Source organism: Rhizobium sullae, assembly GCF_025200715.1.
GTDB classification, from domain to species: Bacteria; Pseudomonadota; Alphaproteobacteria; order Rhizobiales; family Rhizobiaceae; genus Rhizobium; species Rhizobium sullae.
This window is the reverse complement of record NZ_CP104143.1, coordinates 338,084-353,860: the sequence shown is the minus strand read 5'-3', so window position 1 is coordinate 353,860 and position 15,777 is coordinate 338,084. Positions and strand designations below refer to the sequence as shown.

The 15,777-nt window shown below is 60.2% G+C and carries 15 protein-coding genes, 1 tRNA gene and 1 pseudogene; 3 read left to right on the top strand and 14 right to left on the bottom strand.

Features of this window, described 5'->3' with window-relative positions; all coding sequences use genetic code 11:
- Window positions 1–7 precede the first annotated feature (7 nt).
- The 9 genes and pseudogenes from N2599_RS01745 to N2599_RS01705 all read right to left on the bottom strand — a co-directional run bounded on the left by N2599_RS01745 (window position 8) and on the right by N2599_RS01705 (window position 8,599).
- Window positions 8–961: a peptide ABC transporter ATP-binding protein gene (locus N2599_RS01745; RefSeq protein ID WP_027509950.1), complete on the bottom strand. Its 954-nt coding sequence runs from the start codon at window positions 959–961 to the stop codon at window positions 8–10.
- Entirely contained in the window at window positions 958–1,974 is a 1,017-nt protein-coding gene (locus N2599_RS01740) for an ABC transporter ATP-binding protein (RefSeq protein ID WP_027509949.1), read from the bottom strand. The genes N2599_RS01745 and N2599_RS01740 overlap by 4 nt, the downstream gene beginning before the upstream one ends.
- Window positions 1,974–2,885: an ABC transporter permease subunit gene (locus N2599_RS01735; RefSeq protein ID WP_244564718.1), complete on the bottom strand. Its 912-nt coding sequence runs from the start codon at window positions 2,883–2,885 to the stop codon at window positions 1,974–1,976. Before N2599_RS01735 ends, N2599_RS01740 begins: the two co-directional genes overlap by 1 nt.
- Before the next feature lie 10 nt (window positions 2,886–2,895).
- Entirely contained in the window at window positions 2,896–3,900 is a 1,005-nt protein-coding gene (locus N2599_RS01730) for an ABC transporter permease subunit (protein WP_027509947.1), read from the bottom strand.
- An 86-nt stretch (window positions 3,901–3,986) separates the two neighbouring features.
- Entirely contained in the window at window positions 3,987–5,582 is a 1,596-nt protein-coding gene (locus tag N2599_RS01725; protein ID WP_027509946.1) for an ABC transporter substrate-binding protein, read from the bottom strand.
- On the bottom strand, window positions 5,579–5,884 hold the full coding sequence (locus N2599_RS01720; protein ID WP_143533950.1) for a hypothetical protein: 306 nt from the start codon (window positions 5,882–5,884) through the stop codon (window positions 5,579–5,581). The genes N2599_RS01725 and N2599_RS01720 overlap by 4 nt, the downstream gene beginning before the upstream one ends.
- 40 nt (window positions 5,885–5,924) lie before the next feature.
- The gene (gene rirA / locus N2599_RS01715; RefSeq protein ID WP_027509945.1) at window positions 5,925–6,401 is read right to left on the bottom strand and encodes an iron-responsive transcriptional regulator RirA; all 477 of its coding nucleotides are present in this window, start codon (window positions 6,399–6,401) and stop codon (window positions 5,925–5,927) included.
- 146 nt (window positions 6,402–6,547) lie between these two features.
- Window positions 6,548–6,975: pseudogene (locus tag N2599_RS01710) on the bottom strand (M48 family metallopeptidase); the annotation flags it as partial.
- A 127-nt stretch (window positions 6,976–7,102) separates the two neighbouring features.
- A complete protein-coding gene (locus N2599_RS01705) occupies window positions 7,103–8,599 on the bottom strand; it encodes a CoA-acylating methylmalonate-semialdehyde dehydrogenase (RefSeq protein ID WP_027509943.1) in 1,497 nt (498 codons plus the stop codon).
- 199 nt (window positions 8,600–8,798) lie between these two features.
- On the opposite strand from N2599_RS01705, the gene N2599_RS01700 reads away from it, so the two are divergent.
- Both N2599_RS01700 and N2599_RS01695 read left to right on the top strand, forming a co-directional pair.
- Window positions 8,799–9,131 (top strand): putative quinol monooxygenase, encoded by a 333-nt coding sequence (locus N2599_RS01700; RefSeq protein WP_027509942.1) that lies wholly within the window; start codon window positions 8,799–8,801, stop codon window positions 9,129–9,131.
- A 32-nt stretch (window positions 9,132–9,163) separates the two neighbouring features.
- Complete coding sequence (locus N2599_RS01695) at window positions 9,164–10,045, top strand: LysR family transcriptional regulator (protein ID WP_027509941.1); 882 nt, start codon at window positions 9,164–9,166, stop codon at window positions 10,043–10,045.
- Here N2599_RS01695 and N2599_RS01690 read toward each other — a convergent pair.
- The 5 genes from N2599_RS01690 to N2599_RS01670 form a co-directional block, all read right to left on the bottom strand.
- Window positions 10,006–10,206: a hypothetical protein gene (locus tag N2599_RS01690; protein WP_027509940.1), complete on the bottom strand. Its 201-nt coding sequence runs from the start codon at window positions 10,204–10,206 to the stop codon at window positions 10,006–10,008. The two genes, N2599_RS01695 and N2599_RS01690, sit on opposite strands and share 40 nt — an antisense overlap.
- Before the next feature lie 25 nt (window positions 10,207–10,231).
- Window positions 10,232–10,666 (bottom strand): DUF4174 domain-containing protein, encoded by a 435-nt coding sequence (locus tag N2599_RS01685; protein ID WP_027509939.1) that lies wholly within the window; start codon window positions 10,664–10,666, stop codon window positions 10,232–10,234.
- Between the two features lie 135 nt (window positions 10,667–10,801).
- Window positions 10,802–11,047, bottom strand: a complete 246-nt coding sequence (locus N2599_RS01680) for a helix-turn-helix domain-containing protein (RefSeq protein WP_027509938.1) — start codon at window positions 11,045–11,047, stop codon at window positions 10,802–10,804.
- Window positions 11,048–11,240: 193 nt separating this feature from the next.
- Window positions 11,241–11,317: transfer RNA gene (locus tag N2599_RS01675), tRNA-His, on the bottom strand.
- A 129-nt stretch (window positions 11,318–11,446) separates the two neighbouring features.
- Entirely contained in the window at window positions 11,447–11,896 is a 450-nt protein-coding gene (locus N2599_RS01670; RefSeq protein WP_027509937.1) for a phasin, read from the bottom strand.
- A 214-nt stretch (window positions 11,897–12,110) separates the two neighbouring features.
- On the opposite strand from N2599_RS01670, the gene N2599_RS01665 reads away from it, so the two are divergent.
- Entirely contained in the window at window positions 12,111–15,644 is a 3,534-nt protein-coding gene (locus N2599_RS01665; RefSeq protein ID WP_260307682.1) for a sensor histidine kinase, read from the top strand.
- The last annotated feature ends 133 nt before the right edge of the window (window positions 15,645–15,777 follow it).

The following is a 15,777-nucleotide window of genomic DNA, read 5'->3' as shown; positions in this document are numbered from 1 at the left end:
CATCCGCTCAGTCGAGCGGGAAATGACAGGCGTATTTTTGTTCACCCTCTCCACTTAGTTCAGGCTCTACCCGGCGGCAATAGTCCTGCGCCTTCCAGCAGCGCGGGTTGAAGTGACAGCCGCTCGGCGGCTTCAGCGGCGAGGGAAGCTCGCCTTGGAGACGGATACGGTTCTTAGCGCGATCGGGATCGGCGACAGGCGTCGCCGACAGAAGTGCCGCCGTATAGGGATGACGCGGATGCGCAAAGACTTCCGCTGCGGGCCCGGTTTCGACCGGGCGGCCGAGATACATGACCATCACATCGTCGGCGATGTGGCGGACGACCGACAGGCCGTGCGAGATGAAGAGATAGGCAAGGCCCATCTCCTTCTGCAGGTCCATCAACAGGTTCAGCACCTGTGCCTGGATGGAGAGGTCGAGCGCCGAAACCGGCTCGTCGAGCACCAGCACCTTCGGCCGTAGCATGAGTGCGCGAGCAATGGCGATACGCTGGCGCTGGCCACCGGAGAACATATGCGGATAGCGGTCATAGTGCTCAGGCCGCAGACCGACGCGCGCCATCATTTCCTCCGCCTTCCGGCGTCGCTTGGCGGCATCCAAGTCGGTGTTGATCTTCAGCGGCTCTTCAAGGATTGCACCGACCTTCTGGCGCGGATTGAGCGATCCGTAAGGATTCTGGAAAACGATCTGAACCTGGCTACGCAGGGTGCGGTCGCCGACGCGGGCAGGCTTGCCATCGATCAGCAGTTCGCCGGCCGTCGGGTCTTCGATCATGGTGACGAGGCGCGCAAGCGTCGACTTGCCGCAACCGGATTCGCCGACAACGGCGAGCGTCTTGCCGGAATAGAGGCTGAAGCTCACGCCGTCCAGCGCCTTGACGGTCGCCTCCGGTTTGAACATGCCGCGATTGACGGTGTAGAAACGGGCAAGATCCTTGCCCTCGAGAACGGCGCCGGTCATACGAAATCTCCAGCGGATTGCTTCGGCATCACGCCGGGGTGACCGAGCGGCTTGCCGTCTTTCAAAGGATAGTTACAGAGTGCGAGGCCGAGCTCCGGCCCCTGGCGGACAACGCCGCGATCGCACTCGACCGTGGCATAGCCGCAGCGCGGTGCGAACAGACAGCCGCGCGGCCGGTCATGCTGACCGGGAACGACACCGGCTATCGACGGCAAATGCTGGCCGACTTGGGCACGCTCCGGCAGGGCGGAAAGCAAGGCGGCGGTGTAGGGATGATGCGGGTCGCGGAAGAGCGCCTTGACCGGCTGCTCCTCGACCTTTTGTCCGGCATACTGAACCTGCACGCGCTCGGCGGTTTCGGCGACGACACCCATATCGTGGGTGATCAGCACCAGCGCCATGCCCTGCTCCTTTTGCAGGCGCACGAGCAGGTCGAGGATCTGCGCCTGGATAGTCACGTCAAGTGCGGTCGTCGGCTCGTCGGCGATCAAGAGCTTCGGATTGCAGGCGAGCGCCATGGCGATCATCACGCGCTGGCTCATGCCGCCGGACATCTGGTGCGGGAAATTCGACAGGCGATCTTCCGGCGCCGGGATGCCGACGAGGTTCAGGAGCTCGATCGAGCGCTCGCGGCGCTCCTTGCGGTTGAGGCCCATGTGCACCCGCAGACTCTCGCCAAGCTGGAAGCCGACGGTAAAGCACGGGTTCAGGCTCGACATCGGCTCCTGGAAGATCATCGCCATGTCCTTGCCGATGATCCTGCGGCGCTGGCGGCCGGAAATGCCGATGAGCTCCTTGCCGTCGAAAGTCATGCGGTCGGCAGTGATCTTCGCCGTCCAGGGCAGAAGGCCCATCATGGCGAGCATGGCAACGGACTTGCCGGAGCCGGATTCGCCGACGATCGAGAGGATCTCGCCCTTGTCGCAGCTGAGCGATACGCCGTCGACGGCGCGGAAGAGGCCGGAAGACGTCTGGAATTCGACGGTCAGATTCTGAATATCGAGAAGTGGCATCATGACCTCTTCAGCTTGGGATCGAGCGCATCGCGCAACCCGTCGCCCATCAGGTTGATGGCGAGAACGGTGACTAGGATGGCAAGACCCGGGAACGTTACGACCCACCAGGCGCGCTGGATGAATTCTCGCGCTTCGGCGAGCATCGTGCCCCATTCGGGTGTGGGAGGCTGCGCGCCCATGCCGAGGAAGCCGAGGGCAGCCGCGTCCAGGATCGCCGCCGAGAAGGCGAGCGTCGCCTGAACGATCAGCGGCCCGAGACAGTTCGGCAGGATGGTCTTGAACATCAGCCGCAAGGTGCCGGCACCGGCAACGCGGGAGGCAATGACATATTCCTTCTCACGCTCGGCCATGACCGAGGCGCGTGTCAGGCGTACGAAATGCGGCTGGTTGACGATGGAGATTGCAATCATCGCATTGACGAGACCGGGTCCAAGGACCGCGACCAGCACGAGGGCCAGAAGCAGCGACGGGAAGGCCAGGATGATGTCCATCAGGCGCATGATGGCGATATCAATGCGGCCGCGGAAATAGCCGGCCACGAGGCCGATCAGAACGCCTGCGATCACCGAGATCGTCACGACGACAACACCGATGAACAGCGAGAAGCGCGCGCCGTAGATCAGGCGCGAGAGAATGTCGCGTCCGACAGCGTCCGTCCCAAGCGGGAAGGACGAGCTGCCGCCTTCCATCCAGAAAGGAGCGAGAAGCAGCATCTGCCGGTTCTGCTCGTTCGGCGTATGCGGCGCAACGAGCGGCGCAAGCAGCGCCACGACGAGAATGACGATGAAAACGGCGAGGCCGATGACGGCGCCCTTGTTTCGCGAGAAATAATACCAGAATTCCGCAAGAGCGGATGGGTGGGTGATTTTTGCAGCGACCGTGCCGGTTTGGATGTTTGTCGTACTCACGGGACCGCTCCTAGTGCCGAATGCGTGGGTTGATGAAGCCGTAGGTGATGTCGACGATCAGATTGACCAGCATGATGATGCCGGCAATCAACAGAAGACCACCTTGGACGACTGCATAGTCCCGCCTGAACACCGAATCGACCATCCACTTGCCGATACCGGGCCAGGAGAAGATCGTCTCGGTCAGGATCGCGCCCGCGAGCAGGACGCCGATCTGCAGACCGATGGTCGTCACAACCGGTATCATGGCGTTGCGCAGCGCATGCACGCCAACGACCCGAAGCGGCTTCAGGCCCTTGGAGCGGGCAGTACGCACATAGTCTTCGCCAAGCACTTCGAGCATCGCCGAGCGCGTCTGGCGCGCAATGACAGCAAGCGGGATGGTGGCAAGCACGATCGTGGGTAGAATGAGATAGCTGACAGCGGAGCGGAAAGCGCCCGCCTGACCGGATAGCAGGCTGTCGATCAGCATGAAGCCGGTGACCGGCTTGAAGAAATACATGAGCGAGATGCGGCCCGAAACAGGAGTCCAGCCGAGATAGCCGGAGAAGAAGATGATGAGCAGCAGACCCCACCAGAAGATCGGCATCGAATAGCCGACAAGGGCGACCCCCATCACGCTTTGGTCGAACCACGTGCCTCGCTTGACGGCGGCAAAGACGCCGGCGGGCACGCCAAGACAGACCGCGAGAAGAATGGCACACAGCGAGAGCTCGAGCGTTGCCGGGAAGAGAGCGCCAAAATCACCGAGAACCGGGCGCTTCGTGACGATCGACGTTCCGAAGTCGCCCTGTAGCACCTTGCCGAGGTAATCGAAGTACTGGATGTACATGGGCCGGTCGAAACCGAGATCGTGCATGATCTGGGCATGACGCTCAGGCGCCATCACGCGTTCACCCGACAGAAGCATGACGGGATCGCCGGGAAGCATGCGGATGAACGAGAAGGCGATGAGCGTGACGCCGAGGAATGTTGGGATCAGGACCGCGAGGCGCCCGATGAGAAATCGCAACATGGCAGATGTTCCAATAGTTTCCGGCGGTCAGGGAACCTGACCGCCGGCCAGCCCGGCTTTCACCGGGCATTCTTGCATAGTTCTTGTTATTCGGAAATGTCGACGCCGTCGAAGCGGTGGTAGCCGAGCGGATCCTGCACGAAGCCGGAAACCTTCTTGCTGACGGGGATGAAGACGAGCGAGTGATCGAGCGTTGCCCAGGGAGCTTCCTTCTTGAAGATCAGCTGGGCCTGTTCGTAGAACTTGGTGCGCTCTGCAACGTCGGCCGTCGTCTTGGCCTTGATCATCAGATCGTCGAATTCCTTGTTGCACCACTGCGCACGGTTGTTACCGCCGACAGCATCGCAACCAAGCAGGGTGTGCATGAAGTTGTCCGGATCGCCGTTGTCGCCGGTCCAGCCGAGGATGACGGCACCGTCACGGTCCTTGGCAGACGAGAGCTTCAGATATTCGGCCCATTCATGGGTGACGATCTCGACGTCGACGCCGATTTTCGCAAGGTCAGCCTGCATCAGTTCAGCCGCGCGGCGGGCGTTCAACATGTACGGACGCGAGACGGGCATCGCCCAGAGCTTCATCTTGAGATCCTTGACGCCGGCATCGGCAAGCATCTTCTTTGCCGCATCCGGATCATACTTGTCGTCTTCGACGGCATCGTTGTACGACCACATCGTCGGCGGGATCGGGTTCTTGGCAACCGCTGCAGCGCCCTGGAAGACGGCATCGATGATCGCCTGTTTGTTGATCGCCATGTTGAGAGCCTTGCGGACTTCAACCTTGTCGAACGGTGGGACCAGCGTGTTGTAGGCAACGTAGGAAACGTTGAGGCCGGCCTCTTCAAGCACGGTCAGGTTCTCGTCCTTTTTCAGTTCGGCGACATCTGCAGCATTCGGGTACGGCATGATGTGGCATTCGCCGGCCTTCAGCTTCTGCGCGCGGACGGCAGCGTCGGAGGTGATCGCAAAGACGAGATCATCAATCTTTTCCTTGCCCTTGAAGTAGCTCTCGTTGGCCTTGTAGCGGATGACGGCATCCGGCTGGTAGGCGACGAAGGTGAACGGACCGGTGCCGAGTGGCATCTGGTTCATCTGGTTCATCTTGCCGTCGGCTGCGAGCTTGTCGGCATATTCCTTCGACAGGATCGACGCAAAGTCCATGGCAAGATCGGCCATGAAGGGTGCTTCAGAGTGCGTCAGCGTGAACTTGACCGTCAGGTCATCGACCTTCTCGATGGACTTGATGAGCTCCGGGAAGCCCATGCCGGCGGCGTATTCATAAGAACCGCCCTCGACATACTTGTTCCACGGATTGTCGGCCTTTAGCTGACGCTCGAAGGAGAAGATGACGTCGTCGGCGTTGAGATCGCGCGTCGGCGTGAAGAATTCAGTGGTCTGGAACTTGACGCCCGGCCGCAGCTTGAAGGTGTAAACCGTACCATCATCGGAAACGGTCCAGCTTTCGGCGAGACCCGGCTCGATCTCGGTGCTGCCGTGCTTGAATTCGACGAGGCGGTTGTAGACCGTGCGCGAGGTCGCATCGAAGGTCGTGCCTGCGGTGTAGAGGCCCGGATCGAAGCCTTCCGGCGAACCTTCAGAGCAATAGACAAGGGTTTTTGACCAGGCCGACGTCGCCATGACCGAAGCCAGGGCCGTCGCTGCCAGCAGGACGGAGAGCTTTTTCATAATTTTGTTTCCCAGGTTTGTTCTTTTTTGATCTTTGGAGATCGAGCACAAATATTCCCGATCAGCGGGCCGATGGAACGATATTTATTTGCTGAAAGCAACGGTATCCGCAGAAAATTTTTCCAGTTGGACAACTTTAGAAATTTTCCGTCAAAAATCGGCCTCATTTGGAAATAATCGGGCGAATGAGGCTGAACTTTTGTCGCTTTTGGTATAATTTCGCGCTTTTTGGATACGCAAAAAGCCTCTCCGCATTCAATTCGGCAGGCCGAAAACGCAAGAACCGCAGTTGCATGTTGCAACTGCGGTTCTTGCGTATATTCGACTATTACGTGCCGGAGGTTAAGCAGCCGGAACGCTAATTGCGGGCTTGCGGTAATTCTCACCGGTCAGGCCGAGGAGGAAGTTGATCTGCGGCCGCGCCCTCACGAGATCGTCGATCGAATATTCGGCCAGCACGTCGAAGAAGGCGTTGAGCGCTTTGCGAAGCGCCGAGTTCAGACCGCAGCTGTCGACCAACGGGCATTCGGCTGCGCTGTCTTCAAAGCATTCGGCCATCGCAAAGCTGTCTTCGGTGACTTTGACGACGTCGAAAAGGCTGATCTCCTTAGCCGGTTTGCCAAGTCGCACGCCACCGTTGCGGCCTCGAACTGTTTCGACAAGGCCCGCCTTGTTCAGCGGCTGGAGAATCTTGAACAGGAAGAGTTCAGAAACCCCGTACGCCTTGGCAATTTCGGGAATCCGGCTCAGACGCCCTTCATTGGCAGCGCAATACATCAACATGCGAACCGCATAGTTGGTCTGCTTCGTCAATCGCATGCCGTTCTCCTGAATCGCGTGGGCTCAATGCCCGTATGGAAGCTATATAGTGGCTTTCCTAGTTTTGAACAATTCCAAAATATGAAATTTGCATTCACGTTTGTGCCGCTGGCCGCTGCCGTCCGATTTCAGTCGGCGTCTCCTGCTTATTTCGGGATGGCTTCTTTCCTGTCAGGCGTACCAGGACGCGTGGAAAAGCATTCTGGTTTGGAGTGGTCACCGAGCTTCGGCTCGATCGTATCGAAAAAGCGCGATCGCGGCCGGGTCCATGCCGGACTTCCTCATGAGATCGAGGGACCGGCGATCCGCTTCGCCTTCGGCGGATCGCGAGTAGGAAAGCGCCAGCAATCCGCCCCGTTGGGTCAAGGTCTGATCCGACGTCGCCAGGGACCAGCATCACCAGACCGCGACGCCGGCGGCGCGATAGGTTTGGCACAGGCTGTGGCTTATGCTCGATATGGCCGATTTCATGGACAAAAACGGCAGCAGTCATTTCAGTGTCGCCGCCTGCCAATTCCACGAGTTCGTCCGTGACGATATTGCCGTCCGGAAGCGCAAAGGCATTCGGGCCAATCGGGCGTCTGGACGAAAACTCGCCATTCTTCCTCAAGTCGAGAAGCACGCGTTTGCAAATTTAACAACTTAACATCGTAAATTGGGGGCCGTGTGGCCCCCAATCGGTATCAATCTGCTTTTCGATCCTACTTCATCGTCGGCATGACGAATTCGGCGCCGTCCTTGATGCCTGACGGCCAGCGGGCGGTGACGGTCTTGGTCTTGGTCCAGAACTTGATCGAGTCCGTGCCGTGCTGGTTGAGGTCACCGAAGCTCGAGGACTTCCAGCCGCCGAAGGAGTGGTAGGCAAGCGGAACCGGGATCGGGACGTTGATGCCGATCATGCCGATGTTGATACGCGAAGCGAAGTCGCGGGCGGCATCGCCGTCGCGGGTATAGATCGCAACGCCGTTGCCATACTCGTGCTTCATCGGCAACGACAGGGCTTCTTCGTAGTTATGAGCGCGGACGACAGAAAGCACAGGTCCGAAGATTTCGGTCTTGTAGATGTCCATGTCCGGCGTGACGTGGTCGAACAGCGAGCCGCCGACGAAATAGCCGTCTTCGTAACCCTGCAGCTTGAAGCCGCGGCCGTCGACGACGAGTTTCGCCCCCTGCTCGACGCCGCGATCGATCAGGCTGTTGACGCGGGCATAGGCTTCCTTGGTGACAAGCGGCCCCATGTCGGCCTTCTCATCGGTGTAGGGGCCGATGCGCAGCGACTCGATCTTCGGTGTCAGCTTCTCGACGAGGCGGTTTGCGGTTTCCTCGCCGACCGGAACGGCAACCGAGATCGCCATGCAGCGCTCGCCCGCCGAACCATAACCTGCGCCCATCAACGCGTTGACGGCTTGGTCCATGTCGGCATCCGGCATGATGATCATGTGGTTCTTGGCGCCGCCGAAGCACTGGGCACGCTTGCCGTTCATGGCGGCCGTACCATAGACATAACGGGCGATCGGCGTGGAACCGACGAAGGTGACGGCGCCGATATCCGGGTCCATCAGGATCGCATCGACGGCGGCCTTGTCGCCGTTGACGACGTTCAGGATGCCTGCCGGAAGTCCGGCTTCGATCATCAGTTCGGCAAGACGCAGCGGAACGGACGGATCACGTTCGGAGGGCTTGAGGATGAAGGCGTTGCCGCAAGCAATTGCGGGGGCAAACATCCACATCGGGATCATGGCCGGGAAGTTGAACGGAGTGATGCCGGCGCCGATGCCGACGGCCTGGCGGATGGAGTACATGTCGATCGCCGGGCCTGCGCCTTCGGTGAATTCGCCCTTCAGCAGATGCGGAATGCCGCAGACGAATTCACAGACTTCAAGACCGCGGACGATATCGCCCTTGGAGTCTTCGACGGTCTTGCCATGCTCCTTGGAGAGCAGTTCTGCAAGCTCGTCCATATGCTTGTTCAGGAGTTCCACGAACTTGAAGAAAACGCGGGCGCGACGCTGCGGATTAGTTGCGGCCCACTTCGGCTGCGCCGCCTTGGCATTTTCGACCGCGGCGCGGATTTCCTCGACGCTTGCGAGCGCCACGGATGCCTGAACTTCGCCGGTGGCCGGATTGTAGACGTTGCTGCTGCGGCCGCTTTTGCCCGCAACATGCTTGCCGCCAATGAAATGACCGATCTCGTACATGGATGTGCCTCCTCTTGAATTCCCTTGATAGCGCCACAATCGCACTTCAATTTGCACAAATCAATGCATTGCGATAAGCAACCGTTGTGCAAAAATCGAAGCCCTAACGTGCGAGCACTCCTCCAGCAGGCCTTCTCCAAGGCGCAACCCTGGACAGCCGCGCGCAAGAGGCTGAACTCAAGAGGAGGGTCGTCCATCGATGAGCGGCAAACGTGTCGTGAGAATGGCGGAACTGGAGATAGACCCCGCCCAGCTCGATGCCTATCGTGCGCTCCTGTCTGAAGAAATCGAGGCGGCGGTCGCGTCCGAACAAGGCGTGCTGACCTTATACGCGGTCTCGATCAAGGATCGTCCAGAAAAAATCTGCATCTTCGAAGTCTATGCCAGCCAGGAGGACTACGAAGCGCATCTCCAGACGCCGCATTTCCTCAGGTACAAGACGTCGACCGCCCACATGGTCACGTCGCTGTCACTCATTGATGTCGATCCCATCATTCTGCGCGGTAAGACCGGCGATCATTTGGCGACGTAGGTTCGGGACTCGGGCAGCAAGGACTTAAGGACATGAACTGGGACGACGTCCGCATCTTCCTCGCCGTAGCCAGAACGGGGCAGATCCTTGCCGCCTCCAAGCGGCTGGGGCTCAACCACGCCACCCTCTCGCGGCGCGTGACGTCGCTCGAGGGGGCACTGAAGTCTCGGCTCTTCACCCGCCGCACCAATGGCTGCGAGCTGACTGCCGAAGGCGAAGTGTTCCTCGCTTCGGCTGAGCGGATGGAGACGGAAATGCTCGCCGCGCAGGCTAACCTCGGTCGCACCGACACGGCTATCGCCGGCACGGTCCGCGTCGGGGCGCCCGACGGCTTCGGCGTTTCCTTTTTGGCCCCGCGTATCGGACGGCTGATCGAGCGTCATCCGGAGCTGAAAATCCAGTTGGTGCCAGTGCCGCGCTCTTTCTCACTATCGCAACGCGAGGCGGACATCGCCATCACGCTGGAACGGCCCGAACAGGGTCGCCTCGTATCCTCGAAGCTGACCGACTATACGCTGGGGCTCTATGCCTCGCGCCGCTACGCCGAACTCAACGGCTTGCCCGACAACAACGAGGCGCTCAAGCAGCATCGCCGCATCGGTTATGTGGAGGACCTGCTCTTTTCTCAATCTCTGAATTTCACCGGCGAGGTCATGCGCAACTGGAGCGCTGGCTTTGAGATCTCCTCGGCGACCGGCCAGACGGAGGCAGTGCGCTCCGGGGCTGGTGTCGGCATCCTGCACGACTACATCGCCCGGCAGTATGACGAACTGGTTCGTATCCTGCCCGACGTCTCGATCCGGCGCGCCTACTGGACGACCTACCACGAGAGCGCCCGCGATCTGGTGCGCGTGCGCACTGTCGCCGACTTTCTTCAGGAACTGGTCGGCGCAGAACGGCAGATATTCCTTTGACCGCCGGCCTGCTTTGGAGGCTCTTCGTTTTCGTCCGGATTGGGATTGGGCGTCTCGTCCGGCAGGCGATCGGGATCGGGCTCCTTGACGGGCGGCTCCGGTTTCCAGCCAGGTCCGGGCATCGGCGGCTGATCGGGAATGGGTTCGTTGGGAACGGACATCCTGCTCCTTCCGTCTTCTATTTGCTTATTTGTCGGGTTTCAGGGATTCGGCCGCACGCATCGGCATGCTGTCGATGATGGCAAGAAGTTCGCCGTTGCTCACCGGCTCGCTCACCTTGAGTTTCACCGTTCCATCCTTGCCAACCAAGACAGCTCCGAATTCGCCGGCCTCGGGAGCATGGAGCTCCTTTCGAAGCGCCTTCTCGTTCAGATTGCCGCCTCCGCCGAAGATCGGCTTGACCGTGCTGCCGGAAATCTTGAGAACGACCATATCGCGCTCCTCCAGGCCGGTGCGATCGGCAAGCAGCTGGTTTTCCTGACGGGCGGCGCGGCTGTTGTCCTTGTCGGCGAAAATGACCAGAACCCGGCTCTTCCACCGAAACTGTTCGAGGCTAGCGACCGCCTGGGCGCCGCTCGTCTCCTCGACCTTGGTCGCACCGTAAAGAAAGGTTTTCGGCATCCTCATTCTCCCGTCAGTCTGTAGAACGGCCGGAGGGATGGGCAGGTTCCATCATTTCGGATGGCATGGCGCAAAGCCACACGAAAAAAGCCGGTCAAAATCTGACCGGCTTTTTAGTTCGTTCACATTGTCATTTTACATAGGAACGAAGTCGGACGGCGGAACCTGCAGGGCGGCAGCAATGCGCCGCAGCTTTGCGGGATCGGCATTTTCCCCATTTTCGATTTCGATGATTTCATTGGTGACGAGGCCACAGGTGACCGCTAGGTCATCGACGCTGTAGCCTACGGCTTCGCGCGCTTTCCTGACCTCGGCGGCAACGTTGATCGCTGAAACCACCGTTGCTTTGGATCCATCCAGATTCTTGAGAGAAATGGACATTAAAGTCTCCTTCTAAAAGCACTCTTGATGTAACCCCCGGCGCAAAATGACACTCCCGCTCACATTTTGCAACGCAATATAACACAAAGTTTACCTGCGTTGCCGGGAGTAGATAGGCGGCACATGCCGGAGGGCAATGGTCAGCAAACGATAAGCCGAATGGCTCGATATGCTGAATTCGTTTTGAGAGGAATGGTACGGTTGGGTGGTCTCGAACCACCGACCTCAGGTGCCACAAACCTGCGCTCTAACCAACTGAGCTACAACCGCACAAATCGCGCCCGGCGCGACGGGGGTCACATACGAGGACTTGGAAATTAATTCAAGCCCTATCTCCCCTCAATGTACAAAAAGGCCGGACATGCGGTCCAGCCTTTGTTTTGTCGCACCGGTCGCGGATCAGGCAACCTTGAAGGAGGCCATGACCTTTTCGGCAGCTTCCTTGGTGGGCTTTGCGAGCTTTTCAGCGACCTGCTTGGAGGTTTCCTGCATCGACTTCGCCTGCTCAACGGTCAGTTCCGCCTGCTTGCGCAGGAAAGCGGTCTGAAGTTCGACGAGCTCTGCAATCGACTTCACGCCGAGCAGCGCTTCCATGTGCGACAGCGAATTTTCAGCGTTTATGCGGAGCGCGTCAATCGCCTTCAGGCCGATTTCGACAGTGCCGGCCTGCGCGGTCTGAACCGTGGCTTCGAGGGTCTTTCCGGCATCTTCGCCAGCGGCCTTCATCTTTGCATAGGCTTCACGCGACTGCTGGGCGCCTTTTTCAGTGAAGTCACGGAAGGATTCAGCGAACTTGGACGGGTCGAAAGAGGACATTGAAAAAACGTCGTCGATCTTTATGTTAGCCATCGAATTAAGCTCCTTGGGTTCAGGCGGATAACGCCTGCGTAGTTTGGATGTATCTTATATAGGCAAGTTTATTGTGCATTGCAACATAATTTGTGCGCCGCACAACGAATTAACCTTTCCGCCCGAAATCCGACCCCCAAGCTGGACCCGTTTCCGGCTCATCGTTATTAATAGACTGTTAACTTGAAGAGGCCGAAAGGGACAAGGTTCCGACATGCCCGCAGTCCAGTACCCGTTCATCGACATCGCCGTGCATCAGCGGGTGCGGGAACGCTTTTCGCGCGGCGAAGCGTTATTGCTTTTCTCGGCCGACCTTTCCCGTTTGCTCTGGGCCAACGGCGCCGGCGCGGAACTCTTCGGCCAGACGGCGGTCTATGATCTTCTCGATCAGGGCGTGAACCGCGCCGACATCACCTTCCGTCAGATCGAGACCACGGCCCGCCAACTCGCCGCGGTCGGCGACAGCAGGAACCTGATGATCCGGATTGCCAAAGGCTTCCAGCGGGCGCCGGCGCAGGCAACAGCCGAACTGATTGGGCTCTCCTCCGGCGAGCGCGCCATTCTGTTCTCGGTCCCCGTTTCCTCAAAGCCGCTTTCCGCCGCGGAGTCCGCAGCGCGAATGCTTGAGGGGCTCGACGATCCCGATACGCACATGGCCGTGATCGGCGCGGAAGGCGAAGTCATTGCCTCCTCGCCCGGCTTTGCGTCGCTCGGCATCACCCAACAGACGGCGAAGGCGCTGACTGGTCTGGCGGGCACCCATCCCGACCGGCTCGTCAAGCGGCCGGTCGCCACCGGCAAGGGTTACCTGCCCGCTGCCGTCGGTAAGCTCAGCGACGAACCGGCGCTGAATCTTCTCTTCGCCGTCGAAACCGTGCTCGGCCATCTTGACCCGATCGACGCGGCAGCGCCGGAAGAACCGTTATCCACAGCCGCCGTTAACCATATCGATGAGCCGAAGGGCGCGAAATTCGCCGACGCGCTCGATGCTGTTGCGGACATCGTGGATGTGGAAGAGGCGCTGGAGAGTGTCGACGGCGAGGAAGCCGAGAGTGCAACGGAAGCGGCGGATGAGCCAGTCACCGACCATGAGGAGCAGCAGGAGCCTATCCTATCCGAGCCGGAAAGACCTCCTGTCGATGAGGCGGAGCCCGTCGCAGGCGATACGGCGGAGCTGGAGACCGGGACGGAACCCGCCTCAGCGCTGATCGAGGCCGAGCCTGCCAAAAACAATCCAGGGCATGGAACCGAGCCCGGCGGCGAAGACAGGGCTGAGGGCAAGCCTGTATCCGAGGGCTTTAAGTTCAAGCCGAACAGCCGGGCGACGCGCTTTGTCTGGAAGATCGATGCTGACGGCCACTTCAGCGAAGTGTCGGGCGAATTCGCAGATGCCGTCGGTCCGCACGCTGCCAATATTATCGGCGCGGCCTTCTCTGACATTTCGGCGCTCTTCAATCTCGATCCCGAAGGGAAGATCGCCGACGCGCTCGAACGCCGGGACACATGGTCCGGCAAGACAATCCATTGGCCGATCGAGGGAACGAGCCTGATTGTTCCGGTCGATCTCGCCGCGCTGCCTACCTATACGCGCAACCGGGAATTCGACGGTTTCCGCGGCTTCGGTGTTGTCCGGCTGTCCGACACGACCGAGGATCCGTTGGCGCTCGGCCTGACCCTCGGCCCGGATGCCGCCGGCCGCGACCCGACCAGCCACCAGCCGCCGGAAAAATCTGCGGAAGAGGCTGCTCCAGAAGCATCTGACGTGCAGCCTCAGCCGGAAGCGCCGGCCGCCGCACTTGAGCCCGAGGCAGCCTCCGAAGCCGAGCCTCGCGAAGAGCGGCCAGCCCTGCGTGTCGTGGAAACGCCGAGCCGGCGGCTGACGGACAAGATCATTCAACTCCATGGCGCGGGTCCGACGCTGAGCGCGGCAGAGCAGGCAAACTTCCGCGAGATCGCCAAGCGGCTGGAAGCTTTCGGCGTTCGCGACGAGGAGCCCGCACCCGCAGAGGGCGCGGCTGCTGCTGGACCGGTGGAGCCTACCGAAGGCGAACCGGACGAGCCAGTCTTCGAGAGTGCGATTGCCGCCGAAGAACCGGCCGATACGGCGGAATCTGCTGACGAAGGTGATGAGGCGACTCAGCCGTCCGAGCTGGACGAGGACGATGCCACCGAAGGCCTACACGAAACCTTCAGCCCGATCGAAGTGCTGCACAGCGCCATTCCGCCGCGGGTGAAGATGACGGACGGGCTATCGGCCGACACCGTCGACCAGTTGCCGGTTGCCGTGCTGGTCCATGCTGGCGATGCGCTGATCCATGCCAATCCCGAATTCATGCGCCTGACCGGCTATGCGTCCCTTGAGGATCTCAGCGATGTCGGCGGGATCGACGCGCTGCTGCAGCGCCGCGACCTGGACGAAAAAGCCGGACGCCCGGGCGCAATGATGCTCGTTAGGGCCGACGACACACTTATGCCGGTCACCGCCCGCCTTCAATCGATCCGCTGGGAAGAATCCAGCGCACTCATGCTTGCGCTGATGCCGGTCGAAGGCAGCGACGTGGCGCCGGCCCAGAACGAAGAGGCACGCCTGGACAGCCGCTCCGACCGCATGGTCGAGAAGGTTGCCAAACTGCAGATCGAGGTGGAAGAGCTTCGCTCCATCCTGGAGACGGCGACGGACGGCGTGGTCGTCATCGGCGCCGAGGGCGACATCCGTTCGATGAACCGCTCGGCGAGCGCGCTTTTCAACTACGATGAGGAAGAAACACGCGGCAAGCCCTTCGTAATGCTCTTCGCGCATGAGAGCCAGAAGGCGGTGCTCGACTATCTGAACGGCCTTTCCGGCCATGGCGTCGCCAGCGTTCTGAACGACGGGCGCGAAGTGATCGGGCGTGAGTCATCCGGCGGCTTCGTGCCGCTGTTCATGACTATGGGCCGGCTGACCTCCTCCAGCGGTTATTGCGCCGTCATCCGCGATATAACGCAGTGGAAGCGCACCGAGGACGAGCTTCGCAATGCCAAGGGCGCCGCTGAAACGGCGAACGCCCACAAGACGGATTTCCTGGCGCGTATCAGCCACGAAATCCGCACGCCGCTCAACGCCATCATCGGCTTCTCGGACATGATGGCGAGCGAGCGCTTCGGGCCGATCGGCCATCCGCGCTACATCGAATATGCAAACGACATCGGCCGCTCCGGTCGCCATGTGCTCGATATCGTCAACGACCTGCTCGATATCTCGAAGATCGAAGCGGGCGAGATGGATCTCGATTTCGCATCCGTCGGCCTCAACGAGGCGATTTCGGAAGCCGTGGCGCTGGTCCAGCCGCAGGCGAACGGCCAGCGCGTCATCATCCGAACGGCGCTGTCGCAGTCGGTTCCGAATGTCGTTGCCGATCTCCGTTCGATCAAGCAGATCGCCCTCAACATCCTTTCCAACGCCATCCGCTTCACCCCGTCGGGCGGCCAGATCGTCGTATCGACGTCGTATGAAGCCAGTGGCAGCGTCGTGCTGCGCGTGCGCGATACCGGCATCGGCATGACGCGCAGCGAACTCGACCAGGCGATGAAGCCGTTCCGGCAGGTTTCCACGCAGTCGCGCCACCGCGGCGACGGCACGGGTCTCGGCCTACCGCTGACCAAAGCGATGGTGGATGCAAACCGGGCGATCTTCTCGATCAATTCGGCGCCGAACGAGGGCACGCTTGTGGAGGTCACCTTCCCGTCGCAGCGCGTGCTGGCAGGCTGAATCAAAAAAGGCAGCCGAGAAAGGCTGCCTGGAGTTTGGTGCTGTTCAACAAGATCTTAGTCGATCAACATCATGTTTCGGGGAGCCCGGTGGCCCCCAAGCCGCGTTGTTCATTTGCAGCCCTAAGTTACCT

Excerpts from the sequence above, each read along its gene's own strand:
- N2599_RS01745 (WP_027509950.1), bottom strand. The coding sequence starts at position 961 with ATGACCGGCGCCGTTCTCGAGGGCAAGGATCTTGCCCGTTTCTACACC.
- N2599_RS01740 (WP_027509949.1), bottom strand. The coding sequence starts at position 1,974 with ATGCCACTTCTCGATATTCAGAATCTGACCGTCGAATTCCAGACGTCT.
- N2599_RS01730 (WP_027509947.1), bottom strand. The coding sequence starts at position 3,900 with ATGTTGCGATTTCTCATCGGGCGCCTCGCGGTCCTGATCCCAACATTC.
- N2599_RS01725 (WP_027509946.1), bottom strand. The coding sequence starts at position 5,582 with ATGAAAAAGCTCTCCGTCCTGCTGGCAGCGACGGCCCTGGCTTCGGTC.
- rirA (WP_027509945.1), bottom strand. The coding sequence starts at position 6,401 with ATGCGATTGACGAAGCAGACCAACTATGCGGTTCGCATGTTGATGTAT.
- N2599_RS01705 (WP_027509943.1), bottom strand. The coding sequence starts at position 8,599 with ATGTACGAGATCGGTCATTTCATTGGCGGCAAGCATGTTGCGGGCAAA.
- N2599_RS01700 (WP_027509942.1), top strand. The coding sequence starts at position 8,799 with ATGAGCGGCAAACGTGTCGTGAGAATGGCGGAACTGGAGATAGACCCC.
- N2599_RS01695 (WP_027509941.1), top strand. The coding sequence starts at position 9,164 with ATGAACTGGGACGACGTCCGCATCTTCCTCGCCGTAGCCAGAACGGGG.
- N2599_RS01690 (WP_027509940.1), bottom strand. The coding sequence starts at position 10,206 with ATGTCCGTTCCCAACGAACCCATTCCCGATCAGCCGCCGATGCCCGGA.
- N2599_RS01685 (WP_027509939.1), bottom strand. The coding sequence starts at position 10,666 with ATGCCGAAAACCTTTCTTTACGGTGCGACCAAGGTCGAGGAGACGAGC.
- N2599_RS01680 (WP_027509938.1), bottom strand. The coding sequence starts at position 11,047 with ATGTCCATTTCTCTCAAGAATCTGGATGGATCCAAAGCAACGGTGGTT.
- N2599_RS01670 (WP_027509937.1), bottom strand. The coding sequence starts at position 11,896 with ATGGCTAACATAAAGATCGACGACGTTTTTTCAATGTCCTCTTTCGAC.
- N2599_RS01665 (WP_260307682.1), top strand. The coding sequence starts at position 12,111 with ATGCCCGCAGTCCAGTACCCGTTCATCGACATCGCCGTGCATCAGCGG.